General features: G+C 71.5%; 18 protein-coding genes. 7 read left to right on the top strand and 11 right to left on the bottom strand.

The genetic code is table 11. The features are described from left to right. Positions 1 to 243 precede the first annotated feature (243 nt). Entirely contained in the window at positions 244 to 1,377 is a 1,134-nt protein-coding gene (locus F784_RS0115685; protein WP_157465305.1) for a COG1361 family protein, read from the bottom strand. A gap of 798 nt (positions 1,378 to 2,175) precedes the next feature. Here F784_RS0115685 and F784_RS0115690 point away from each other — a divergent pair. Further along, complete coding sequence (locus F784_RS0115690; RefSeq protein ID WP_019587673.1) at positions 2,176 to 3,045, top strand: hypothetical protein; 870 nt, start codon at positions 2,176 to 2,178, stop codon at positions 3,043 to 3,045. Positions 3,046 to 3,146: 101 nt separating this feature from the next. On the opposite strand, the gene F784_RS0115695 is transcribed toward F784_RS0115690, so the two are convergent. From F784_RS0115695 to F784_RS27240, 6 genes are all read right to left on the bottom strand, one after another. Continuing rightward, on the bottom strand, positions 3,147 to 5,171 hold the full coding sequence (locus F784_RS0115695) for an ATP-binding protein (RefSeq protein WP_083939250.1): 2,025 nt from the start codon (positions 5,169 to 5,171) through the stop codon (positions 3,147 to 3,149). A gap of 52 nt (positions 5,172 to 5,223) precedes the next feature. Further along, positions 5,224 to 8,589, bottom strand: a complete 3,366-nt coding sequence (locus F784_RS24720; protein WP_019587675.1) for an ATP-binding protein — start codon at positions 8,587 to 8,589, stop codon at positions 5,224 to 5,226. A 118-nt stretch (positions 8,590 to 8,707) separates the two neighbouring features. Next, positions 8,708 to 9,961, bottom strand: coding sequence for an MFS transporter (locus tag F784_RS0115705; RefSeq protein WP_019587676.1), 1,254 nt, complete (start codon positions 9,959 to 9,961; stop codon positions 8,708 to 8,710). Positions 9,962 to 10,238: 277 nt separating this feature from the next. Beyond that, complete coding sequence (locus tag F784_RS23405; protein WP_019587677.1) at positions 10,239 to 10,694, bottom strand: cupin domain-containing protein; 456 nt, start codon at positions 10,692 to 10,694, stop codon at positions 10,239 to 10,241. 147 nt (positions 10,695 to 10,841) lie between these two features. Continuing rightward, on the bottom strand, positions 10,842 to 11,081 hold the full coding sequence (locus tag F784_RS27235; protein ID WP_019587678.1) for a response regulator transcription factor: 240 nt from the start codon (positions 11,079 to 11,081) through the stop codon (positions 10,842 to 10,844). A 25-nt stretch (positions 11,082 to 11,106) separates the two neighbouring features. Next, the gene (locus tag F784_RS27240; RefSeq protein ID WP_026332520.1) at positions 11,107 to 12,834 is read right to left on the bottom strand and encodes an ATP-binding protein; all 1,728 of its coding nucleotides are present in this window, start codon (positions 12,832 to 12,834) and stop codon (positions 11,107 to 11,109) included. 99 nt (positions 12,835 to 12,933) lie between these two features. On the opposite strand from F784_RS27240, the gene F784_RS0115725 reads away from it, so the two are divergent. The 3 genes from F784_RS0115725 to F784_RS0115735 all read left to right on the top strand — a co-directional run bounded on the left by F784_RS0115725 (position 12,934) and on the right by F784_RS0115735 (position 15,162). After that, a complete protein-coding gene (locus F784_RS0115725; RefSeq protein WP_019587679.1) occupies positions 12,934 to 13,503 on the top strand; it encodes a DUF2239 family protein in 570 nt (189 codons plus the stop codon). A 100-nt stretch (positions 13,504 to 13,603) separates the two neighbouring features. Continuing rightward, positions 13,604 to 14,815 (top strand): tetracycline resistance MFS efflux pump, encoded by a 1,212-nt coding sequence (locus F784_RS0115730; RefSeq protein WP_019587680.1) that lies wholly within the window; start codon positions 13,604 to 13,606, stop codon positions 14,813 to 14,815. Then, the gene (locus F784_RS0115735) at positions 14,812 to 15,162 is read left to right on the top strand and encodes a GIY-YIG nuclease family protein (RefSeq protein WP_019587681.1); all 351 of its coding nucleotides are present in this window, start codon (positions 14,812 to 14,814) and stop codon (positions 15,160 to 15,162) included. Before F784_RS0115730 ends, F784_RS0115735 begins: the two co-directional genes overlap by 4 nt. Before the next feature lie 112 nt (positions 15,163 to 15,274). On the opposite strand, the gene F784_RS0115740 is transcribed toward F784_RS0115735, so the two are convergent. Together F784_RS0115740 and F784_RS0115745 are read right to left on the bottom strand one after the other, a co-directional pair. Beyond that, entirely contained in the window at positions 15,275 to 15,778 is a 504-nt protein-coding gene (locus F784_RS0115740) for a hypothetical protein (RefSeq protein WP_019587682.1), read from the bottom strand. Positions 15,779 to 15,792: 14 nt separating this feature from the next. Beyond that, on the bottom strand, positions 15,793 to 16,950 hold the full coding sequence (locus F784_RS0115745) for an Ig-like domain-containing protein (RefSeq protein ID WP_019587683.1): 1,158 nt from the start codon (positions 16,948 to 16,950) through the stop codon (positions 15,793 to 15,795). Positions 16,951 to 17,449: 499 nt separating this feature from the next. Between F784_RS0115745 and F784_RS23415 the strand changes: the two genes are divergently transcribed. Continuing rightward, the gene (locus tag F784_RS23415) at positions 17,450 to 17,944 is read left to right on the top strand and encodes a cupin domain-containing protein (RefSeq protein ID WP_019587684.1); all 495 of its coding nucleotides are present in this window, start codon (positions 17,450 to 17,452) and stop codon (positions 17,942 to 17,944) included. 143 nt (positions 17,945 to 18,087) lie between these two features. Here the strand turns inward: F784_RS23415 and F784_RS0115755 are convergent, their stop codons facing one another. Together F784_RS0115755 and F784_RS0115760 are read right to left on the bottom strand one after the other, a co-directional pair. Then, on the bottom strand, positions 18,088 to 19,314 hold the full coding sequence (locus F784_RS0115755; RefSeq protein WP_019587685.1) for a diaminopropionate ammonia-lyase: 1,227 nt from the start codon (positions 19,312 to 19,314) through the stop codon (positions 18,088 to 18,090). Between the two features lie 21 nt (positions 19,315 to 19,335). Next, the gene (locus tag F784_RS0115760) at positions 19,336 to 20,469 is read right to left on the bottom strand and encodes a M20/M25/M40 family metallo-hydrolase (protein WP_019587686.1); all 1,134 of its coding nucleotides are present in this window, start codon (positions 20,467 to 20,469) and stop codon (positions 19,336 to 19,338) included. Between the two features lie 597 nt (positions 20,470 to 21,066). Between F784_RS0115760 and F784_RS0115765 the strand changes: the two genes are divergently transcribed. Both F784_RS0115765 and F784_RS0115770 read left to right on the top strand, forming a co-directional pair. Beyond that, positions 21,067 to 22,398 carry a cytochrome P450 gene (locus F784_RS0115765; protein WP_019587687.1) on the top strand — a complete coding sequence of 444 codons (1,332 nt, stop codon included), beginning with the start codon at positions 21,067 to 21,069 and terminating at the stop codon, positions 22,396 to 22,398. Positions 22,399 to 22,510: 112 nt separating this feature from the next. Continuing rightward, a complete protein-coding gene (locus F784_RS0115770) occupies positions 22,511 to 22,936 on the top strand; it encodes a hypothetical protein (RefSeq protein ID WP_083939252.1) in 426 nt (141 codons plus the stop codon). The last annotated feature ends 293 nt before the right edge of the window (positions 22,937 to 23,229 follow it).

Genomic DNA, 23,229 nt, shown 5'->3' on the forward strand with positions numbered 1-23,229 from the left:
GGACCCTTCACCCTGGTCAGGCGCTTTCTGTTGCCTTGGTCTTGCCATGACCGACCTCCGGAGCGGTGCCTGACAGGTGGTTCCGCGCTGGCTGCCGAGCGGTCTGTGGAACGTCACGCGGCCGCCATTAGGGAAGTTTCGTCCACGCCTGGTCAGGCTCGGTCCGTGCGGGGGGGCTGATTCTCGGCACGGAATGCAGCTTCCCGGCGCGGACGCACACAGTGCCCGCGCTGGGGAAGACGGTCAGTTGCGCAGCAGGCGACCCAACAGACCCGGAACGTCACCCCCGGCCAATTCATCGGGGGACAGGCCCAGGTAAACCGCCCGCGAGGTGCCGCCGCTTCCGAGCCCCGTCCGGCTGACGGCAACAGCACCCTGCACGCCGCTCCCCACGCCCACGGTGAGCAGGTCCTGCCCCTTGGGGTCATCCAGGCGCTTGAAGGCCGCGACGCTCGCCGGGTTGGCGAGACTCAGGGCGCCGAGGTCGCCCATGACACTTCCCGGGCCAGGAAGCACTCCGGGGGCGTCGCGCCGGTACTGGAAGGTGTAGCCCTGCACGCCCAACTGCGTGCGCAGGAAGGTTTTTTGCGCCGCGTTCCTGTCCAGGTCCTGGTCGGTCGCCTGGAAGACGTTGGCGGTGCCGTCCAGCGCCTGCACGAAGGCGGCAGACTGCAGCACCAGCTTGTGATCCGCCCCCGCCAGGTAGGCTGTCATGGACCGCAGGTCGTCCTGGGTGGGCGGCTGGTCCCACTGGTTGCCGGTGTACCACACCACCCCGCTGTACCTGTTCAGCCTGGCCGCGTCCGGGCCGTTGATGGCGGGCACGTCGGTGGTGATGCTGCCCGACTTGACCACAAACACGTCAAAAGCCTTGCCGGAGAGAGCGGCGCGCATGGTGGCGTCGAGGGCCGAGAGGGGTCGGGAGGCGTCCTGCGGCGCGCCGTTGTTCGCGCTGCGGTCGGCGTCCACCAGCAACCATCTCTCCACCTTCACCCGCACGCCGGTGGTCTTGCTGACGCTGCCGTTCGTCCCGTGAACCGTGAGGGGGTAGGTGCCCGCCGGGACGTTCGCGCCCACCGTCAGGGTCAGCGCGCTGGACCCACCCTGCTGGGGTCCGAAGGCGCCGCCGATCCTGTCCGCCCCACCTCCCGCCATCGGCCCCTCCAGCTTCAGGTTCACCACGCCGCCGGGCTGGGCGGGGCGGGTGATGCGAATGCTGGTCGTGCCGCTGCGTGCCGGGGCGATGTTCAGTTCACTGGGTTGAGCCGCGAGTGTGAAGTCGGGGTCGCCGTCTGGTGCCGGGGCGCTCGCCCCACCCCCGCATCCCGCAAGCAGCGTGGTCAGGAGCATTATTCCGATCATGGTTCGTCTGGGCATGTCTTCCCTCCTTGGGTGAGGGCAAGGTAGGTGGGGGGGGAGGACAGGCGAGTGACAGCCCGGGGCGGGTACCGGGAGGGCCAGAAGGGACGCGGCCTTCCGCCGGACCTCTGGCGCCTGTTCGGCGTGACGTCGGGCCTGGGCCTGACCGGCATTTCCCCTCACATTGACTCCCGCAATGATCAACAACGGCCGTGGCGACGCCAGCTCCGGTCCTGGCTGGGCGGGACCTGCGAACTGGATTCAGGCACAACCCATCGCCGGGACCGGTTTCAGCCAAGTTTGTTCGGGCTCAAAGGAGCCGGGAGCGTGTCATCCCGCTGTCCTCCCCGATGGGTCAGTGTGAAAGCACGGCGGCTGAGGAGGCGTACCCCTGGACGCACGGTCCTCCTCACGCAACCCGCGGATGGAAAGGAACGACATGCGAAACAAACGAATACTCCTCTGGGGCCTGACCGGCGCCCTCACCGCCTGCGGCAACGGCGGCACCCCCACCAGCACCCCCGACGTGGGCACCCCGACCGGCCCCGCCGTGCACGCCACCGTGGGCGCCTCGGGCGGCACCTTGAGTTCCGCGGACGGGCGCCTCACCCTGACTGTCCCGCCGGGTGCGCTGAGTCGAGCACCGACCTCACGATCCGGCCGATCACGAGCACGACGCCGCACGGGCCGGGCATCGCGTACCGCCTCGGTCCCGAGGGGCTCACGTTCGCCCGGCCCGCCCAGCTCACCTTCCGCGACCCCGGGGGGCGGATCGCGAACGCGGGGCACCTCGTCGCGTCGCAGGACGCGGCGGGTGTGTGGCAGGCGCACCTCGACACCGTGCAGGACCGCGGGGCGAGCACCCTTACCGTCTCCACCACGCACTTCAGCGACTGGTCGTGGGCGGAGGCGTACCGGCTCACCTCCGCCCGGGCAGACGTGAAGGTCGGCCAGAGCGTCAAGTTCACGCTGCTGTCCTGCCTGGGGGCGGGCGACGACCTGCTCGCGCCCCTCGTGCCGACCTGCGCGCCCTACACCCTCACCCCATTCACGCGCAACTGGGCGGTGAACGGTGCGGCGGGCGGGAGCGCTGCAGAGGGCACGGTCACCAGGGACGAGGGGAACACCGCGAGCGGCACGTATGCGGCCCCAGCCAGGAAGCCGGGCATCAACCCGGTGGCGGTCAGCGTGGATCTCATCCCCAACGAGAGGGCGAACAACACCGTCCGCCTCGTAGCCTATGCGCGCGTCACGGAAGACGGCCCCACCTGCGAGGAGATCGTGAAAGGCGCGTACAGATGCGTCTACCGCCTCACGACGTGGAATGGCAACAGCCTGCCCTACACGCTGCCGAACAAGGACCCTTCGTCGGACGCACGCGACCGGCTCACGGGTGGCTTCCTGCAACTGAACACCACTGATGAGGACCTCGCGCTGGGCTCCGGCACCTACGAACTGCGCTTCGAATACGACCACAAACCGGCCGGAAGCTCGGTGGAGGTGCATCGGGTCCGCAACGACGCCGGGGACTATGGCTCGAACATTGACCTCTCGGCCACGACCTTCACGTCCGTGTCGGGCCTGAAGTACTCGAGCACCCTCCGGGACGGCACAGTCACCGTGAACGGCTTTCCGATGGGCACGGAAACCTTCGACGGGGACGTGAGGCTGGACTTCGCCAGGTGAGGGCGGTGCCGCGCCGACCATGCCCAGCTTGTACACCGTCACCGGGGACGCCTGCCACCCGGACGGGTGGATGAGGAGAACTCGCGTGTTCCGGGCGTGGGCTACCGAACGACTTCGTCCCGGGTCTCGCCCCGCCTAGCGTGCAGGGCCCGCGCCTGCTCGTCCTGCCCAAGCCGCGCGAACAGGTCGGCCGCCTGGGTATAGAACCCTTCGGCCTCATGGGGGCGCTGGTTGTCCCCGGCCTGTTCGGCGGCCCGCACGAACCAGCTTGCCGCGTGGGCGAGGTCCCCGCCCTCCAGCCAGTGCCGGGCGACCCGGGCGGGTTGGCCGTGGTGCCGCACCAGGGTCCTCGCGCTCGCCCGGTGCAGGAGCCCGCGGACGGACTCCGGGATGGTCGCCAGAATCCCTTCGAGGACGAGGTCGTGGCTGAAGCGCTCCCCCTCCACGATCTGCGCGGCCTCCAACTCCGCCCAGCTCTCGGCCACGTCGAGGAGGGGGGCGTGCAGCACCTCGGCCACGAGTTCCAGGGTGAAGTCCTGCTGCAAGACCGCCGCCGCCCGGGCCGCCTGGAGCGCCGATTTGGAGAGCCGCCCCACGCGCTGCGCGAGCACCTCATGCACCCCGGGGGGTAGCGGGAGGCGCCTGTTCCCCGCGCCCCCCGTCTCGATGAGGTGGCGCACGGTCTCCAGTAACCACTGCGGATTCCCCCCCGTGAATGCCCGCAGGTCGTCCAGCCGTGGACCCAACTCCGGCACCTCCAGGCTGCCGACGAGCGCGCCCACCGCCTCCTCGCCCAGCGGCTCCAGCTCGATGCGGATGGCGACTCCGGCGGCGACCTGCCCCTCGATCATCGCCTCCCCCTCGGGAGAGAGTTCCCCGCGCCGGGAACAGGTGATGAGGCGGGGAATGCCGCCCGGCTGTCCCAGGGGAAAGACCGACGAGAACAGCACGTACCCGGCCTCCAGGGTAGCGGGGTCGCTGCAGTGCATATCGTCCACGATGAAGGTCTCGACCTCGCGCAGGCCGAGTTCGAACACGTGCTGGATCGCGGCCAGCAGGGGGGTGGTGAGGGGGGCGGGCTGGGTCGGCGCGTCCGTCCCCGCGGGGGCCAGCTCGGGCACCAGCGGGGCGAGGGACGCACGCACCCAGGGTTCCAGCGGCAGGTCCGGGTGCAGGCGCAGGATCTGGCGGATGTTGCGGGCCGAGCCGATGTACGGGACCGGTCCGTCGCCGGGCCGGCCGTTCATGGACAGCACCCGGCCGTGGGCGTGGGCGAAATCCAGCGCCAGGCGGGATTTGCCCTGCCCGGGATCACCCAGGAGGTGGATGATCTGGCCGCGCCCCCACGCCTCCTCCATGCGGGCCCAGGCGTCCTCCCGGCCCACGAGCCGGGGCGGGCGCAGCACGCTGAGCGGAAGGCGCGAGCGGCTGGGGGTGGAGGGCAGCCGTCCCGCGTCCACTGCCTCCGCCAGCGCCCGGGTGTCCGGCGAGGGGGACACGCCGAGTTCGCGCCGCAGCACCTCCTTGCAGCGGCGATAGGCGTCCAGCGCGGCGGCGCGGTCCCCGTTGAGGACGTGCAGGCGCATCAGGGTGCGCCAGGCATCCTCCCGCAGCGGGTCACGGGTCAGGAAGTGCAGCGTGAGCGCGAGGGCCTCGCTGACCTGCCCAGCCTGCTCCAGGCGCGCGATCCGGCCCAGGGCGGCGGCGGTCCGAGCGGTCTCCACCCGCTCCCGGGTCGCCGTCAGCCAGTCCCACAGGTCGGGCGTGTCCCCCAGGTCGACGCCCGCCAGGAACTCCCCGTCCTCCTCCACCGGCTCGCCCCGCAGGAGGTCGGCGGCGTCGCACGTGACGCCGTGCAGCCGGAGGTCCGGGCCGGGCCCCACCAGCTCCGCCCCGCACTGCTTCCGGGCACGCCCAAGCACGTGAACCAGGTTGTTGCGCGCCGCGCTTGCGGGGGTGTCCGGCCACAGCAGACCCGCCATCCGCAGGCGGGGAGTGGGCCCCTCCAGGGCGAGGTACGCCAGCAGGGCGGCAGTTTTGCGCTCGCAGGGCGACACGCGGCCCGAGGGGGAGACGAGCCGGGGGGGGCCGAGCACCCGCAGCCGCCATGTGGGAGCCTCTGGCATCACCGCGAGTCTAGCAACGCCCCACCCGGCCCGGTGGACGATCTGCGGCCCGTCACGCCTGGGCCAGGCGACGCTGCCGCACCGCGTCGAGGATCTGGGCGTTCACCGCGTTGCGGGCGGTGAAACCCGGGCGGTACTCGGGCGGCACATGTCCGGTGAGGGCGCCCTGCAGCCACGCGGTGGCCTCCTCCAGGGCGCGGTCCGCCCCGGGATCGTTCAGGGCGAGCAGGACCTGACAGAGGGTGAGGTGCGCCTCCCCGCGCGAGATGTCGGCAGGCTCACGGTGGGCCAGCAGCCGGACGGCCTCCTCCGCGTGGCACCGCGCCTCCGGGAACCGGCCCGCGCGCCCCATCGCCTGGGCGACCCGCACGTGGGCCGTGACCTCATATCCCCCCAGTTCGTGGGCCTGGGCGACCCGCAGGGCCTCCCGTGCCCAGGCGAGCGCCCGCTCGGGCGATTCGAGGGGCCCGCGCGTCAGCCACCAGCGGATGCGGGGCAGGGGCCGCGTGTTGCCTTCCAGGGCGCGCTCGGCCTCCCGAAAGGTCTCCTCGGCCTCCTGGGCGCCCCGCGTCGTCAGGACACGGGCGAGGGCGATCAGGGCCCGCGAGCGGGAGGTGGAGGGCAGGTTCGGCCACGTGCTCGCGGCCCGCGCGTGAGTCTCGGCCTCCTCGGGCGACCCCAGGGTGAGCAGCAACTCGGCCAGGCTGGTGTGAAGCTGGGGACGCGCCCAGCCCCCGCCGTCGGGCAGGGCGAGCGCCTCCCGGTACCGCCGCAACGCGAGGTCGTACTCGGCGAGGTCGACATGGGTCTGCGCGATGAGCATGGCGCGGGTCGCGTCCCACTGCAGCGCCCCGTCCGCGCGCCGCGCCACCGCCTCGGCCTGCCACAACACGTCCTGCGCCTCCCGGGCTCGCCCGAGTTCGGCGAGGCAGATCCCCAGGTTGGCGAGCGCGACCGGCTGGAACTGCGCGCCCCCCAGCCGGTCCAGCAACGCGCAGGCCCGGCGGTGGTGCTCCTCGGCCTCGCGGTGGCGGTCCTGGTGGTCGAGCACGACGGCGAGGTTGCTGAGGTTCGAGGCGAGGTCCCCCGTGTCCCCCAGGGGTTCGAGCAGGGTCACGGCGTCCGCGAGCACCGAGGCCGCCTCGGCCATGCGTTCCTGCGCCCACAACGCGGCCCCGACGTCCGCGAGCAGGTTGGCGCGCAGCGGCACGTCGTCCACCCCGCCGAGGCGTGTCAGTCCTGCGCGCGCCGCCTCCTCAGCCTCCGCGCCCTCGCCGTACGCGACGTGCAGCTCGGCCTGGAGGTGCCAGGCGCGGGCCGACCGCGTGGGCCCGCTCGCCCGCTCGAACAGGGCGTCCAGGGACGCCTGGCGGGCCGCCCGGTCGGGGCTGGTCTGCAGCACCTCCGCCCGGCGCGTGAACGCGGCGAAGGCCGCCGCGTCCTCCCCGGCCGCCTCGAGGATCAGCGCGGCCCGCTCGAAGAACCCCGCCGCCTCGCGCAGACGCAGCCTTCCCGCGGCGGCCTCGCCCGCGCGCAGCAGCCACGGGGCCGCCTGCCGGTCGTCGCCGCCCTCCAGCCAGTGACCCGCAATGCGCGCCGGGTCGGCCTGATGCTGGGTCAGCACCCGGGCGCTGGCGCGGTGCAGGACCCGCCCGACGGCCGCCGGGGTGCCCGCGCGCACCGCCTCCGCGATCAGGTCGTGGCCCAGCCGCTCCCCCTGCACGAGCTGCGCCGCCTCCAGCTCCTCCCACGCGCTGACGGTGTCGAGCAGCGGCAGCCCCAGCGTCTCCGTGATCAGCTCGAGCGTGAAGTCGGCCTGCAGCACCGCCGCGGCCCGCGCCACCAGGGTGGCGCGGTGGGAGAGGCGCGCGAGACGCTGTTCGAGCACCGACCCCGCCTGGCCGGGCGGCGGCAGGCGGGACGGCAACCCCCGCTCCAGGCCCCCGTTCTCGTGCAGGTACTTCACCGTCTCCAGGATGAAGAGCGGGTTGCCCCCCGCGTAGCGGGTGAGCTGCGCGGCGAGCCCCTCCGCCTGGGGGAGGCCCAGGCTCTCCACCAGGGCGCGCACGTCGCGGTCCGTGATGGGCTCCAGCTCGATCAGCACCGCCACTCCCGCCTCGATCAGCCCGTGAACGAGGGCGTCCGCGCGCGGGGACAGTTCGCCCGCCCGGAAGCCGATGAGATGCCGCGCGATCCCGTGCGCGCCGAGGGGATAGGCGCTCGACATCATGAAGGCGCCGTACTCCAGGGTGGCGTCGTCGTAGGACTGGAGGTCGTCCAGCACGACGACCGTGAGGCCCGCCATGGCCCTCCGGGTCACCGCCAGCAGCGCCCCGTGGAAACGCTGCACGTCCGCCTCGTTTTCCAGGGGAGGCGCGGCCACGCCCGCCTCCCCGTACTCGGGCAACAGGCGCGCGAGTTCCGCCCGCTCGTGCGCCTCCAGGGGAAGGTCCGGGTGCCGGGCGAGGTAGGTGCGCGTGTTGCGGGTCGCGCAACTGTACGGCACGCTGGTGTCCCCGGGTCGGCCGTCCAGCGAGAGGTATGCCCCCTTCGAGTCGGCGAAGTCGCGCAGCAGCCGGGTCTTGCCCACCCCCGGCGCCCCGGTCACGAAGATCAATTGGCCCGCCGCCCAGGCGGCCTCTAGCCGGGCCCAGGCGTCGGCTCGACCGACCAGGGCGGGTGGCGGGAGGGGCGGCAACGTTGCTCGCGCGGGCCTGGGGAGCCGCGCCCCCCGCGCGATCTCCCGCGCGAGGTCACGGGTCTCGGGCAGCGGCTCGGTGTGCAGGTGCTCCCGCAGGGTGGAGACGCACCGGTCATAGGTCCGCAGGGCCGCCCGCGCGTCGCCCTGGAGGTACTGGAGCCGCATCATGCGGCGCCACGCGTCCTCGGACAGGGGCAGCACGCGCAGCAACTTCTCGGCCGCCTCCGTGGCGGCAGACAGGTCCCCCTCCCGTTCAAGGCGAGCGCACCGCTCGGCCAGGCGCTGCGCCCCCACCGCCTCGCAGCGTTCGCGCCACACCGTCAACCAGTCGAAGAGATCGGGCCGGTCCCCTAGGGTCAGACCCTCCAGCAGGGGCCGGACGGCGTGCTCGGGGTCCAGGACCTGCCCCTCCAGCAGCGCGCGGACATCCGTCTCGACGAAGGGGGCCAGCGCCAGCGGATCGGCCCCCTGCACGAGGTCCGTCCCGAAGGCCTTCTGCATGCGCCTCAGCTGCTGCACCAGGTTGTTGCGCCCGGCCTGCTCCGCCGTCCCGGGCCACAGCAGGTCCGCCAGTCGGGCGCGGGGCAGGGGACCTTCCACCGCGAGCAGGGTCAGGATCTCCAGCGTCCGCCCGTCACAGCGCACGGGAGTGCCGTCCGGCGCCCGCAGGCACGGCTCACCCAGCAGCGTGAGCTGCCATGTCCCCAAGTCGTTCATGATGCCTTCATTCTAGGGTGTCCTGGTCCGGATGCGGAGGCCTCAAGGGGCAGTGGGCAGGGTGGAGCGGGCGCGGGAGCCAGACTGCAGCCGAATCTTCGACCTTAGGTGGCACGCCCTAACCCCCCGTGCTGCCGCGGGCTGTGGTGAGGTCGTGCAGGCCACGGTCCAGGGTGGCCGCCACGACGGCGACGGCAAACAGTGCCGTCATGCCCAGCAGCGCGGCGGTGAAGGGCAGGCGGTCCAGGGCCACGCCCCCCAGCAGCACGCCCAGCGGGGAGGCCAGCATCGTCAGCACCGCGGACGCCGAGAACACCCACGCCCGCAGTTCGGCGGGCGTGCGCTCCTGCAGGATGGTCGGGATAAGCGGGCCGTTCGGGCCGGAGATCAACCCGCCCACGAAGCAGACAGCCACGGCCACGGGCAGCGTGGGGGCGAGCGCCAGTCCCCCGAAGAGGCCGCACAGGCCCCAGACGCTCGCCAGGAAGGTGGTGCGCCGGGACCAGCGCCCGCCGAAGCGGCCGAACAGCAGGGCACCCAGGACCGACCCGACGCCGAACGCCGACACCAGGGTCCCCAGCCCCACGGCGTCCTCCGTGCGGCGCGCGAACACCGGCAGGACCACGGCGAACAGCGCCGCCATGAGCGCCCCGAACACCACGCTCGATCCGAAGATGACGCGCAGGGGGCCGTCGCGCCAGAGCCACCGCCATCCGGCCCAGCGGTCGATGTCCACCCGGGGAAGGAGGTCGGGCGCTTCACGCTCACGCCCGCGCGCAGACCTGGGCACGCCCCACCCGATCAGGGCGGCGGACACCAGAAACGACGTGGCATCAATCCACAGCACCCGGCTGGCCCCGAGGGTGCTGATCAGCACCCCCGCCAGCAGCGGCCCCGTCCAGCCCGAGCCGCTCTCGGCCACCTCACTCAGGGTGTTGGCGTGTTCCAGCGGCACCCCACCCTCCCGGGCGAGGTCGGGGAGCAGGCTGGCGCGGGCGGTGCTGCCCGGGCCCTCCAGCAGGGCCCGCGCGAAGGCGAGCACCGCCACCTCCCAGAAGGGCAGCCGTCCGCCCAGGGCGAGCAGGGGCAGCAGGGCCACGGCCAAGGCACTCAGGACATCCGAGAGGATGCTCGCCCGGCGGTAGCCCAGGCGGTCGATCAGGTCAGCGCCGAAGAGGAACGACAGCAGGCCGCCGCTCAACCCGCATAGCGCCACCACCCCGGTCAGGGTGGGGCTGCCCGTGGACGAGAGCACGAACCAGGGCACCGCCAGTTGGGTGACGGCCGAACCGTGCCAGGAGATGGCGTTGGCGAGGGTCAGGGTGTACAGCGGCAGACGGCCGGAACGAGAAAGAACAGCAGAGGGGACCATGGTCACTCCGTGGTGGACCGCGCCCGGTGAGGGCACGGCGAGAGAACGGCAGGCGAGGAGCCAGCTCGTTCCCCACGGGCAGACCGCGAGGCATCAATGGGGGTCTGGGCGCGTGGGGAACTCAATTCCCACGGCCGGAGACGGCGCCGCAAAGTGTGCCAGGCATAGATCCCTCCTTTTCTGTTCCCAGGGTAACGGGAGAGCGGCCTGGGGGAATACGCCGGATGGCGCAGCGGGCGGGGGGCCCGGAGCCGGGCCTTCTCCTCCCCGTCGCGGTTCAGGGCACCGGGTGGAGGTCGTAACGCGCCGTGAGATCGGCCAGCACCCCCAGGTCCTGCGGGGGCCAGGACGGCGAGGCCGCCACGATCCCCGCGAGATCGGAGAAGTAGCCCTCGAAGCCGCCGGGCGTCATGAAGGTCAGGAAGCGGGCGGGCTGGTCGAAGGGGTTGGCGAAGGTGTGGGCCACGCCCGGCTCGACCCGCAGCGCCTCACCCGCGCGCACCACGCGGCGCTCGCCCTCCATCTGGAATTCCAGGTGGCCGCCCAGGATATAGAACGCCTCGGTGAAGGTCGCGTGCGTGTGGGGAGCGGGACCTCGGAAGTGAGGCTGGCAGGTGTACTCCAGCAGGGACCACGCGCCGTTCGTGTCGCTGCTCACGACGTGGAAGACCAGCGTGTTGCCCAGAACGTGCAGGGTGCGGGGAGTGGAAGTCTCGGTGATCGTCGCCGTCATGGGTCGCCTCCTCGCGCGGCGGGTTTTCCGAAGTTCGCGCGTGGCTTCAAGGTACGGAGCGAGCGGGACTGCACGCGCCGTGCGGTTGGAGGAGAGTGGTGGGCGACGGTCGCCCCCTCTATTTGGAGGGGACGTCCGGCGAGGGGCTCAGCCCCGGTCCTGCTCCAGGGCCACCCGGGTGGCCGCGGCACGGGTCCGGACACCGAGCTTTGAGAACACCGAGCGCACGTGCCCGGCCACGGTGGTGACGCTCACCCCCAGCCGGGCGGCGATCTGGGGATTGGTCAGGCCCTCGCTGAGCAGCCGCTGCACGTCCCGCTCCCGCCCGGTGAGGTCGAACGCCGAGCCTGTGGGACGGGTGGCCGGAGCTGTCGCACTGGAAATCACCTCCAGGGCGAGGGCGCACGCATCATCAGCGGTCAGCCCCCGGCCTTCCCGGACGAGCTCGGTAAACCTGGGGGTTCCCAGCGCCTCCCGGGCCAGTTCCAGCAGCGCGTCGAGGGCCGCCAGATGGCTCGGAATGGGCCGGATGCCCACGCTGGCCCACCGCTGATCCGCCGCCCCCCTCAACCGCGCGGCGGTCGCGGAGTCGAGCCGCCCGAAGGTGGCGGAGAGTCCCGCGAGGGCGTAACCCACCACCGCCGCGTCCTCCAGATCCAGGGCATGGGTGAGTGCCTCGAACAGCAGGTCGCGCGCGCGCTCCTCCTCGCCCAGGGGCAGGAGCATCGCCGCCAGCGCGGTCGCCGCGTACCCACCCGAACTCCAGCTCCCCGCGGTAGGCCGCCAGGCCGCGCTCCAGGTGGGCCACGCCCGCCTCGCGCTCCCCCTGATTGGCGAGGTGCCGCCCCAGCGCCGTGTGGGCCAGCCCCACTGCCCACGGGTCGCCGGAGGTCTGGGCCACCTCCACGGCGCGGTGCAGGATCGGCAGGGCCGGTTCCAGCGACGTGAAGGAGGCCCCCATGCCCCACAGGGTGAGGGCGCGCATACGCAGCAGGGGCGGCGCCCCCGGGGGCAGCAGCGCGTGCGCGTCCCGCGCGAGGGTGTAGGTGACCGGGAACTCGCCCTGCACGTGGGCCATCGCCGCGGCGACGAGCAGGGTGCGTCCCCGGTCCACGGGCGTGAGGTCCCCGGTCAGGACGGCCGCCGCCTCCCGCACCGGTGGCGTGAGCGCGAAGCGGTCCCTGTCCCGCACGACCAGGCCGTGCTCCACGAGTGCCGTGAGGACGTCGAGCGCGTCTGCCGCGCCCCCGGCCACCGCCTCGAATGCGTCCAGGTCGAAGTTGGCGGGGAACACGCCGAGACGGGCGAACACCTCGCGGGCCTCTGGCGGCAGCAGGTCGTGGCTCCATTGCAGGGTCGCCCGCAGGGTCCGGTGGCGCGGCGGCACGTCGTGGGTGCCGGAGGCCAGCAGGGCGAGGTTCAAGCGGGCGAGGACTGCGTCCAGGGGCAGCACCCTCAGCCGGGCCGCGGCGAGTTCCAGCGCGAGGGGCAGGCCGCCCAGCGCCCGCACGAGCCGGGCCACGCTCCCCGCATTGGCGGCCGTCAGCGCGAAGCCGGGAGAGGCGCGCCGCGCCCGCTCCGCGAACAGCCGCCCGGCGGCCGACCTGCCGACCTCGTGCAGGTCGTGCGAGGCGGGCACACCGAGCGGGGCGAGGGGAATCTCCAATTCTCTGGAGAGGTGCAGCGGCACGCGGCTGGTCACCAGCAGGTGCATCCGCGGCGCACCGCGCAGGAGTGCGGCCACGAAGGGCACGGCCCCCAGGACGTGCTCGAAATTGTCGAGCAGCAAGAGACCCTGGCGGTCCCGCAACGCGTCCAGCACTGCCGCCGTGGCGTCCCCGGCGACGCGCAGGCCGAGCACCGCAGCCACTGCATCGGGCACGAAGCGTGCGTCCTGCACCCCATCGAGGGCCACGACCCAGGCACCACCCTCGAATTCCGGGGCCAGCTGACGCAGCAGTTCCGCCGCGCAGCGCGTCTTGCCAATACCGCCCGGCCCGGTGAGCGTCACGAGGCGTTCCCCCCCGTCCCGCAGGGCCTGACGTAGCCGGTCCAGATCGGCCTCCCGCCCCACCAGCGGGGCCAGGCCAGCGGGCAGCACCGACGACAGATCGGGAAGAACGGGCGCGTCCGTGTTCATGGAGTTCTCCTGATGTTACCCGTCTCCGGGGCGGGCACGATCTCCTTGTTCTACCCGGGTAGTATTGACGTCACAATATTAGCCGGGTAATATTCAAGCATGGAAGAGCACTTCACCGTCTTTGTGGGAGACCGCCACCTCATCTCGGGTCCGTTGCGGGAGGTGCTGGCACAGGTCAAGGCCCGGGAGGAAACGTCCGAACGTCCCCTCCTGATCTTCAACCACACCGGCAACCCCGTCGACTTCGACCTGCGCGGCCCCCTGGACGAGGTGATCGCCCGTGTTCAACCCCCCCGCAAGCCCGCCGGGCGGGGGCGCCCCCGGCTCGGCGTGGTTGCCCGCGAGGTCACGTTGCTGCCCCGCCACTGGGACTGGCTGGAAGCCCAGCCGGGGGGAGCGTCCGCGGCCCTGCGCCGTCTCGTCGACGAGGCCCGCAAGCGCGACCCGGGCCGCGAAGGCGTGCTCGCCGCCCAGACTGCCGCCGACCGCTTCCTGGGGGTGATGGCGGGCGACCGTCCCGGCTATCAGGAGGCCTCGCGCGCCCTGTACGCCCGTGACCGCGTCGCGTTCGAGGCCCACATGGCGGGCTGGCCCCCGGATATCCGCACCCACGCCCTGAACCTCGCCGCTCCCGCTTTCGAGGAGGTACCCGCCACCCCCACTCCCTGAGCCTCCTCCTGCCTGAACGGGCGCCCCCACGGCGCCTTCTCCCCCGCGTTGCCAGGACAGCGCGGACGCCCTCCCGTATTCCTTTCCCCCGGAGAACCCCATGAGCCACGCCCGCCCCCCCGGCCTCGCCTTCATCTTCGTGACCCTGGTGATCGACATGATCGGCCTCGGCGTCATCATTCCCGTCGTGCCCGAACTCGTCGGACAGCTCGCCGGAGACGCCCGGAGCCTGGGGCTGCTCATCGCCCTGTACGCCCTCGCCCAGCTCCTGGCCGCGCCCGCCCTCGGCGCCCTCTCCGACCGCTACGGGCGCCGCCCGGTCCTGCTCGGCGGGGCCCTCCTCGCCGCCCTCTCCTACACCCTGGCGGCCCTCGCGCCGACGCTGGGGTGGCTCTTCCTCGCGCGGGCCCTGGGGGGAATCGCGGGCGCGACGGTCGGGGTGGCGAACGCCTACATCGCCGACATCAGCACCTCGGCGAACCGGGCACGCCACTTCGGCCTCGCCGGTGCCGCGTTCGGCCTGGGGCTCATCGTGGGTCCGGCCCTGGGCGGCCTGCTGGGCGCGCACGGCCTGCGCCTGCCTTTCATCGCCTCTGCGGCTCTCGCGGCCCTGAACTTCCTGTACGGCCTGCTCGTCCTGCCGGAGTCGAGGCGCGGCGTATCCGCTCCCTTCGCTCCCCGCGCGCTCGTGCCCCTGCGGGCCCTCGGCGTTCTCGGCCGTTTCCCAGGTCTGCCCCTGCTCGCCGCCGTCGGCGTGCTCGCCAACCTCGCCACCCAGTTCCTGACGAGCACCTGGGTGCTGCACGGCACGGTCCGCTACGGCTGGAACGCCAGCACGAACGGACTCACGCTCACCGTGGCCGGGCTTCTCGGGGTGTTCGTGCAGGTCGCGTTGCTGCCGCGGGTACTCCGGCGCCTCGGGAACGAGCGCACCATCGTGGCCGCCATCGTGCTCGGCGCGCTGGGGAACCTGCTGTACGGCCTCGCCGCGCAGGGCTGGATGCTCTACGCCGCCATGCTGGTCGCCTCGCTCGGCGGTCTGGGAGGCCCTCCCCTGCAAGCCCTCATCGCGGGGAAGGCGGCCCCGGAAGCCCAGGGCGCGGTGCAGGGCGCGCTGGGGGGACTGAACGCCCTGTGCGCGGTGGTCGGCCCGCTCGTCGCCACCGCCCTGTTCGCCCACTTCACGGCCCCCCACGCCTCATTCGCCCTGCCCGGCGTGGCCTTTTTCGCCGCCAGTTTGCTGCTGCTCGCCAGCCTCGCCGTCTTCCGGGTCACGGCCGCCCGGTCCATCCCCTCCGGAGAACCCGCATGACCGGTCCCACCGCCCCCCGCCGCTACAAGGGCTTTACCCCCACTGCCGGGGTCTACCGCATCCTCCACCTTCCGTCCGGCCGGACCCTTCTTGGCGCCAGCCCCCACGCCCAGGGGATGCTCAACCGGCTCCGTTTCCAGTTCACCCTGGGCAGCTTTCCGGGGAAGACCCTGCAGGGCGACTGGAACGCGGATGGCGAGGCCGCCTTCCGCTTCGAGATCCTCGACGTGCTCGCCCCGGACGCGAACGGGGAGGTGGGGGACGCCGACCTGGCGGAACTCCTGAACCTGTGGGAGGAACGGCTCGCGCTGCCCGCCGGGCAGAGGTACGGAGCGAAGGGGGCCTGACCACGGGCGTCACAGACCAACAAGGCGAGGAGTTGCCGTCAAGCCCTCCTCGCCTTGCTTCTGATGGTGCTCAGCGCCGCACCTGGTCCTCCGCCATGACCCAGGGTCCGCCTCAAGGATGGCTGAGTTGCCAGGCGGTGACGAGCCGGGCGTACAGGGTCCGGAGCACAGGCCCGACGACGGTCTCCATGTCCGATGTCGTCGCCACCTCCCCCCGGGCCACCGTCTCCCAGAGCACGTCCACGGGTCCCATAAGTACCTCCGGGGAGCGGTCGCGCACGAGTTGCAGGCGAATGGTGTAGGGAACATCGGCGTTCCGGCTGGGGTACTCCACGACCAGATTTGTATGCACCAGGCAGTCCCCCAGCCGGAAATTCGGCGTTTCACGCTGTTCAATTCCAGCAGCCCCCGCCTCTTCGACCAGAGACTGCAGCACGATCAGGGGCACGTGGTCGGTCGTCCGCACGCTGACCCCTTCGGAAATACAGACTTCGGAGGCGCGCAGGGCTGCCAGGGGGTGAGGCCCGCCCCCACCCGCGCTCGCCCAGCCTGAAAGGATGCTGACCGTGACGAGCCACGCGGCAAGCGCGAGGCGGTTGAGCAGTGAGGTACGCACGTGTCGACACTCCATCAGCGCGGGAACTGGTACTCGACTTCGCTGCTGCCGCCGCAACCGATGATGCGGTCGAAGTCGACGACCGTCGTCCGCGCGAAGCCGGAGTTCGCCCGGCCGGTGTTGTGGACCAGCAGGGGGGTGAGCGAGCCGTCACTCTCCACGTACGACAGCGAGAGTTCGTACACGCCCAGCGGCAGCTTGCGGAGGTACATCGTGGTGCTGTCCACGCCGCCCGACTTCGTCGCCACCACCGTCGTTTCCCCAGGCGCGATCACCGTACCGTCCACGAGCGGCCCGAGGGGTTTCAGGCCCAGCCTGAAGCGGTTGACGTTGTTGTCACCTATGTACCGGGGGCGCTCGACGGGATTCGCGGAAAAGGCGTACTCCTGGTGGAGGTTGAGGTCGGCGACGTTCACGTCGAGCTTGAAGTGCCGCACGGCTCCGTCCTGCGCGAAGAAGCCGCCGCCGTCCCCAAAGGGTGTGCCCGGCAGACACATGGGCTGGTCCTGCCACGTCACCTTCGCGCTGGCGGTGGCTTTCCACGATACCTCCGGGGTGAGCCGCGCCTTGTACGCCCCGTTGGCGTCCGTCTCGAAGGTGCCGAGGCTGTTGTTGAAGTAGCCGCTGACCGCGGGGTCAATCGTCACGAACGCGCCCTTCAGGGGCCGCCCCAGCGAGTTGAACACCTGTCCCGTCACGTACCCGGGGATGCCCTTTTTGATGCTCGGCGTGGGGGTCACGGCCTTCACTCCGGTCGTGGGCGCTGGCGTGGAGGCCGCGGGAGCTGACGGCGCCTCCCCGACCTTGCGCAGCGCGAGTTGCACCTTGGCACGCGGGGCCTGCACGTCCAGCGCCGAGCCGTCCTGCCCTTGCAGGCGGGCGAGGTAGTCTCCGTCGTCGATGTCGCCGTTGCCGTTGACGTCCTTCCAGGCGAGCAGCCGGTAGGGGCCGGGCCGGTCCAGGTTGAGGGTAAAAGCCGAACTCTTGCCGCTCGCCGTCACCTGAGTGCTGACTGTGCCCTGCTCGTCGCACCCGTCGCCCTTCGGGGGACAGGCGATGACGTAGGTGCCCTGGACGTTGCCGCCGGGCGGTGCAGTGACGGTGCCGGAGAGGGGGAGCTTCGCGGGTGCGGCGCTGAGCGCCGTAAGGGCCAGGAAGGGGATGTGTCGCATGACTTTGGTCTGCCTCCGCCGCCACCGTAGGCGGCCCCCGGGGACAACGGGATGACAGCTCTGGCAAGGGGATTTCAGTTGGTTGCTGAACGGTGACCGCCCCGAAGCCATACCGCGTGATGGACGAGACCCTCCACCTGTGGGGGTGTCCGTTTGGACCCGCCTCACACGTCCACTTCGCCAGCGCCGTCCTCGTCCCAGCTGTTCCTGCCAGGGGGCAAGGTTTTGGTGCGCCGGGGAGGTGAACCTGGTGACCTCTGGGGCAATGGATCACAAAGGAGTGGGCACCGACGGGTTGCGGCCGGACCGACCAGGGGTGGCTGAGCGGCGCGTCATCGTGTCGTCACCGGCTCCCACCTAGGCTCTCCCCAGTGCTCGGCGCCCGAGCACTGGGGAGAGCCCTGAAGAGACCCTCCTTCCTCACCCAGCCTCACCTCGTTCGCCGCTGCCCACGCGGGGCACGGCTCGCCCGGTAATTCGCCTGCCAAGGAGCCTGACCATGACCACCCTGCCCCAGACCCCCCCGCTTCCCCGCCTGCTTCGCGCTGGCGACGGCCAGCCGGTCGTTGCCCCCGGTGAGGAGGTCACCTTCAAACTCACGGGACGTGACACGAACGGTGCCCTCGCCCTGGGCCTGGTCACCACCCAGCCCGGCGGCGGCCCGCCCCCCCACATCCACCACCGCGAGGACGAACTCTTCATCCTCGTGGAGGGCGAGCTTCAGGTTGGCAGCGTCGAGGGCTGGATGACGGCCCGCGCCGGGGACGTGGTGTTCCTGCCCGCCGGGAGCGTCCACACCTTCCACAACGCGGGAGTGGTGCCCTCCAGGCACTGGGTGCTGACCACCCCGCCCGGCTTCGAGCAGTTCTACCCACGCTTCGCGGCGATCCTCAACGGGGCGCAGGATGGGCCGCCCGACCTGGCCCGCCTGGGGGCCACCGCCACCGAGTACGGGATCGAGTTGCTGTCTCCCCACGCCCTGCCACCCCGCTGAGCCGACCAGGGTGGGTCCGGAGAAGGAGGTTGGGCCCACCCCTGCTCCTCCACCCGGGAGACCGGATGTCCGGCCAGGTGCGGGAGGAACGGCGGCGTGTCGTCCTTCCCGGTTCACGGCCCGGGTCCCGGCCCATGCTCGCCTCAAGGCACGCTGCGGAATTGGGGTCCGCGTGGTGGCCGTCCTTGGGCTTCACCGCTCCGGGGGGACTCTCCGTGCGCGCCCTCTCCCCGCAGGATGCGGGCATAGCCCCCGGGGTCGGTGGCGCCCTCGGTCGAGATCATCAGCATCCAGCTGCCCCTCGTGATGCCCAGCCGCCCCCGCGCCTCTTCGGCCCCCGCCCCGGTCAGCAACTCCAACAATCCCGCGGCGCCCGCCGCCCCGCTCTCCCCGGATGTCACGCCGTCCCGCGCCAGGAGGCGCATGGCCTCTTCCGCCCGCATGTCGGGAACGGCCACCGACGCGCTCAGCCCGCCCCGCAGCAGTGGCCAGGCCAGGGGCGACGTATTCCCGCAGTTCAGGCCCGCCATGATCGAGCCGTGGGGTCCGGGAGCCTCCGTCAGTTCCCCCGCCTCCAGCGACCGCAACACACAATCGGCGCGGGTCGGCTCCACGCCCACCACCTCCGTCTTCCGGCCCGGCCCGCGGTAGTGGTGGATGACGGCCGCCGCCAGGGAGCCCACGCCCATCTGCACGGCGACGAGGTCGGGTGGCCCGGCGTTCATGCCCGCCAGTTGCTCGTCGATCTCCCGGAAGATCGTCCCGTACCCCGCGATGACCCAGCCCGGAACCCGGGAATACCCGTCCCAGGAGGTGTCGCTGATCACCAGCTGCCGCGGCCCGGCCAACCGCGCGGACGCCCTGACCGCGTCGTCGTAGGAACCGTGGACCACGTCCACCCGGGCGCCCTCCTCCCGGAGGGCCTGGATGCGGGCGGGCGCCATGTCGTCCGGCACGAGGATGTGCGCGCTCAGCCCCAGCCAGCGGGCCACTCGCGCCACCGCACGGCCGTGGTTGCCGTCGGTGGCCGCGATCAGGGTCAGGAGACCGTGGGGCCGAAGCTGCGCGGCGAGTTCGTCCAGCGTCGCCCAGGGCTGAAAGGGGCCGAACACGGATTCGAGTTCCCGGTAGGTGGCCCACGACGCCCCGAGGATCTTGTAGGCGGGCAGGCCCAGACGGCTGGACTCATCCTTGACCCACGCCTCCCTGACCCCCAGGGCGGCCGCGAGGTGGGGAGCGCGGACCAGGGGCGTCGGCGCGTACCCGGGGAGCTTGCGGTGGAAGTCGAGGAGGCCCGGCTCGGGCTGGGGCTCGAAGGTGCGGACTGCCGGGTTGAAGTAGGTGCGGGGCAACTCAGGCGTGATCGTCATGGCTCCTCCTGGGGCGTGGGGTCAGGCGCAGAAGTCGCGCAGGGTGGCGGCGAGCACCGCGCGGCACTGCTCGGCGGAGGCGAGGTCCACCCATTCTTCGGTGGCGTGGGCGCCCGCACCGTGGGGACCGAACACCACGGTCGGGATGCCCGCGCCCGCCAGAAACGCGGCGTCCATCCAGAAGCTCATCCCGATGTGCGCCGGGGGTTGCCCGAGGATCTGCGCGGCCTGCTCGTGGAGGACCCGCACGATGGGCGCGTCTTCTGAGATCCCAAACGCGTCCCGCAGGAGAGTCATCCGGTGCTCGGCGTGGAAGGCCGGGTCCCGCGCTAGGTCACCGAGCAACGTGTTCCACTCCGCCTCGATGCTCTCCCGGGTCTCCCCGGGGAGGGTGCGGCGCTCGACCTGGAGGGTGCAGCGTTCCGGGTAGGAGGAGAGCTCCTGCCCCCCCTGAATCAGCGAGGCGTGCACGGACGCGTGCCCCAGCAGGGGGTGGGCGGGTCGGGAGGCGAGGTCCCGCCCGAGGGCTTCCAGGCGGCCCAGCACGCGGCCCATGTGCGCGATGGCGTCCGTGCCCAGGTCGGGCCGGGAGCCGTGCGCCGCGCGGCCGTAGGTGGTGACCTCGTGCCAGGTGAAGCCCTTGTGCGCGACGCAGAGCTGGAGGCTGGTGGGCTCAGTGACGATGGCGGCGTCGGCGGTCACCCGCCGCAGGACAGATTGCATCCCGAGGCTGGCGTGCTCCTCGTCGGCGACGGCGGTGAGGATGACGTCCCCGCGCAGTCCCGCCTCCCTGGCGCCGAGCAGGGCGAGCAGGCAGGCGGCGAGCCCGCCCTTCATGTCGTAGCTGCCCCGGCCATACAGGCGTCCCCCGCGGATGACGGGATCGAAGGGAGCAGGCATATGCTCGGTCCCGACGGTGTCAAGGTGGGCGTAGAGCAGCAGGGAGCGGCCCCCTCCGCGGCCGGGGACGGTGGCGATGACGCTGGGGCGTCCGGGGGCGGCCTCGTCGATGGCCGCCCCGATGCCGTGTCCGCGCAGCCAGTCGGCGACGAAGTGGGCGAGTGTGGTCTCTCCCGGAGCCCCCGGCACCAGGGAGGGGTTGACGGAGTTGATGCGGATGAGGGCGGCGAGCAGCTCGGGCAGGGTTTCAGGCATCGGTGCTCTGGTACATATCACCTGGGCGCGGGCTCGGGCGGCGGAACATCCCTCCTGTGGAGGGATAGCGTAAGTGGGGGCGGTGCTGACCGCTGGTATTAAGGCGACTGTGTTTGCCCTAAGGACACCACGAGGTTGTGTTGCCTTAACCCGGCTTGAAACAGGCGAAGTCCAGGGGTGGCCCGAGGTTCGGGCCACCCCTGCTGCGCCCTTACGCCAGGTCTGGAAAGCCTGGTGTCGGGCGTTCTTGGCATGTGGACGGGCGCGGTGCGGGGGTGAGGGTGAAGGTCAGCATACGCATCCACTTCGGCAGGTTCCTGCTCACGACCAGGTGGTACGAACGCACCAACAATTCGTGTGGCAGCTCTTCCGGCAGCGTCCCATCGAGCGGGAGGAGGACCCAGTGCCCCCCAAAGTAGAGGGCAAGGCACCGCTGGTCAGAGCGTCCGAACCGTCAAGAACGGCAAGGCGAACAATGGTCCCCAGACATAGCTGTCCAAGGTCTGCGGGCGCACTTCCATCCGGTCGCCCAGAGCGAGGGCGGGTGCGGCGGGCCACCTGAACGACTCCGCGGGGCGGGAGGGGGAACAATAGGGCATGCCGCAGACCACTGCCCCCGCCGCATTGCCCGTGCTCGGGCATACGCCCGCTTTCGCCCGTGATCCTCTGGGCTTCCTGCAACGCCTGAAGGCCACGCAGGGTCCCGTGGCCCGCTTCTCACTCGGAGCGCCGTTTGTGCTGCTCACCCGTCCAGCCGACGTGCATACCGTCTTGCAGGACACCGGCCGCACCTTCTCCAAGGGCTACCAGCGGGGCTTCGCGATGCCGCTCGTCCTCGGGAACGGTCTCGTCAGCAGTGAGGGGGACTTCTGGCGGCGGCAACGCCGTCTCGCCCAGCCCGCCTTCCACGCGACGCACATCGCCCGGTACGGCGAGACGATGGTGCGATTGACCCAGGACCTGATGCGAACCTGGCAGGAGGGCGAGGTCCGTGATCTGCAGGTAGACATGACGCGGCTCACCCAGCGCATCGTCGTCGCCACGCTGTTCGGCACGACCCTCCCCGAGGACGAGCATCGACTCTCGGAGGCCCTGAGCGTCATCGAGGACGGCATCATGTTGGATAACTTCACGTGGCGGGCGCTGGTTCCCCCCTTCCTGCCCGCGCCGGGGCGCCCAGCCCTGCGCCGCGCGGTCGCCACGGTCGAGCAGGTTCTCGAGCGGGTCATGGCCGAACGGCGGGAGAGTGGGGAGACGCACAGCGACCTGCTCGGCCTGCTCATGGGCGCCCGTGACGATGAGGGGAACGCCATGACGGACCGGCAATTGCGGGATGAGGCCGTCACGCTCTACATCGCCGGACACGAGACGACCGCGAACACCCTCGCCTGGGCCCTCTGGCTGCTGAGTCAACATGACGAGGCGCGGGAGCGGCTGGAAGAGGAACTCCGCGTGGTCCTGGGCAGCCGAGCGCCGACCACCGCCGACCTGCCGCGACTCCCGTACCTCAACGCGGCCGTCAAGGAAACGCTGCGCCTCTACCCGGCGGCCTGGATCTTCAACCGCCGGGTGGATACGGACGTGACGCTGGGAGGGGAGACCCTGAAGGCTGGCACGAGCGTCATGGTGTCCCCCTGGCTGATGCACCGCGAGGGCCAGGTGTTCGGCGATCCGCTCGCCTTTCGTCCGGAACGCTGGGAGGACGGGTTCGAGCGGCAGTTGCCCAGGGGCGCGTACCTCCCCTTCGGGGGCGGGCCACGCATCTGCATCGGGAACGCCTTCGCGTCCATGGAGGCGGCGCTGGTGCTCGCCACGCTCCTCCAAGAGTGGCGGGTGAAGGCGCCTGGCCGCGTGACCCCCCTGCCGAGCATCACCCTCCGGCCCAAGGGCGGTCTGCCTTCACGGTTGCAGCGCCGGGGGACCGGGTAAAGGCCGCGCCGGATGGGGCAGGGCATCAAGTCCGGCTTCCAGCTTCACTCCGGCCTCACCAGCCCTGAAGGCAATATTCCGTCCTGGACGCCAGGTCAGTACCCTGTGAGCCATGACAGGACATCACCCAGCGACTCAGGCAAGTTTGAATGACTTCGGCCAGGCCTTGATGCGGCTGATGGTCCAGCACGGGCTGGCCTCCATTCAGCCCAGGACCGGGACGGGTGTGCTGGGTATGTCGGACGAGGGAAGGTTCGTGACCAGCGACCTGGCCTTCACCTTCCTCCCCCCGGCGGAGCACCGCGCCGCAGCCCAGGCGGTGGGGGTGGGGGAACTGGTGCCCGCCTCCGGTCGACGTGGGGCGCAGGACATCGAGCGGTTCGCGAGGGCGGCCGGGCTGCTGTTTGACGAGCACGGGATCCTGAACCTGGAGTTTCCCCCAGGGGCCCACCTGGGGTTCAAGAACACCGGGCAGGCCATGGAGTTCGTAACGGAAGGCCTTCACCTGACGGTCAGGGGCGCTGGCACAAACACCTGAAGGCTTCCCCCCATGGCGAGAACTCACCCTCACTCCCGACCTATAGAGCAGCAGTAAGGGCCCCACAGCGGCGAGGACAGAAGCCATACCCTGCCGATTGGTTCGTGGGGTGGTCGCCGACTCCTGCCCGACGTCCCCTCTGGGCGGGTGCTGAGCGGACAGAAGCCCCCTGGCTACGGGTTCCCGCCCGCTGGGATCGTCCCTGCCGATTGGCGCTCCCCCCGTTTCCCCTCAGCTCTCGGGCATTCCGGCCTCTTCCTCAGGCGATTCCAGCGGTTGTTTGTTTTCGTTGC

Source organism: Deinococcus apachensis DSM 19763 (assembly GCF_000381345.1).
GTDB classification, from domain to species: Bacteria; Deinococcota; Deinococci; order Deinococcales; family Deinococcaceae; genus Deinococcus; species Deinococcus apachensis.

Bases quoted from the DNA above. Each gene is read 5' to 3' on its own strand.
- F784_RS0115685 (WP_157465305.1), bottom strand. From the start codon at position 1,377: ATGCCCAGACGAACCATGATCGGAATAATGCTCCTGACCACGCTGCTT.
- F784_RS0115695 (WP_083939250.1), bottom strand. From the start codon at position 5,171: ATGCCAGAGGCTCCCACATGGCGGCTGCGGGTGCTCGGCCCCCCCCGG.
- F784_RS24720 (WP_019587675.1), bottom strand. From the start codon at position 8,589: ATGAACGACTTGGGGACATGGCAGCTCACGCTGCTGGGTGAGCCGTGC.
- F784_RS0115705 (WP_019587676.1), bottom strand. From the start codon at position 9,961: ATGGTCCCCTCTGCTGTTCTTTCTCGTTCCGGCCGTCTGCCGCTGTAC.
- F784_RS23405 (WP_019587677.1), bottom strand. From the start codon at position 10,694: ATGACGGCGACGATCACCGAGACTTCCACTCCCCGCACCCTGCACGTT.
- F784_RS27240 (WP_026332520.1), bottom strand. From the start codon at position 12,834: ATGAACACGGACGCGCCCGTTCTTCCCGATCTGTCGTCGGTGCTGCCC.
- F784_RS0115725 (WP_019587679.1), top strand. From the start codon at position 12,934: ATGGAAGAGCACTTCACCGTCTTTGTGGGAGACCGCCACCTCATCTCG.
- F784_RS0115730 (WP_019587680.1), top strand. From the start codon at position 13,604: ATGAGCCACGCCCGCCCCCCCGGCCTCGCCTTCATCTTCGTGACCCTG.
- F784_RS0115735 (WP_019587681.1), top strand. From the start codon at position 14,812: ATGACCGGTCCCACCGCCCCCCGCCGCTACAAGGGCTTTACCCCCACT.
- F784_RS0115745 (WP_019587683.1), bottom strand. From the start codon at position 16,950: ATGCGACACATCCCCTTCCTGGCCCTTACGGCGCTCAGCGCCGCACCC.
- F784_RS23415 (WP_019587684.1), top strand. From the start codon at position 17,450: ATGACCACCCTGCCCCAGACCCCCCCGCTTCCCCGCCTGCTTCGCGCT.
- F784_RS0115755 (WP_019587685.1), bottom strand. From the start codon at position 19,314: ATGACGATCACGCCTGAGTTGCCCCGCACCTACTTCAACCCGGCAGTC.
- F784_RS0115760 (WP_019587686.1), bottom strand. From the start codon at position 20,469: ATGCCTGAAACCCTGCCCGAGCTGCTCGCCGCCCTCATCCGCATCAAC.
- F784_RS0115765 (WP_019587687.1), top strand. From the start codon at position 21,067: ATGCCGCAGACCACTGCCCCCGCCGCATTGCCCGTGCTCGGGCATACG.
- F784_RS0115770 (WP_083939252.1), top strand. From the start codon at position 22,511: ATGACAGGACATCACCCAGCGACTCAGGCAAGTTTGAATGACTTCGGC.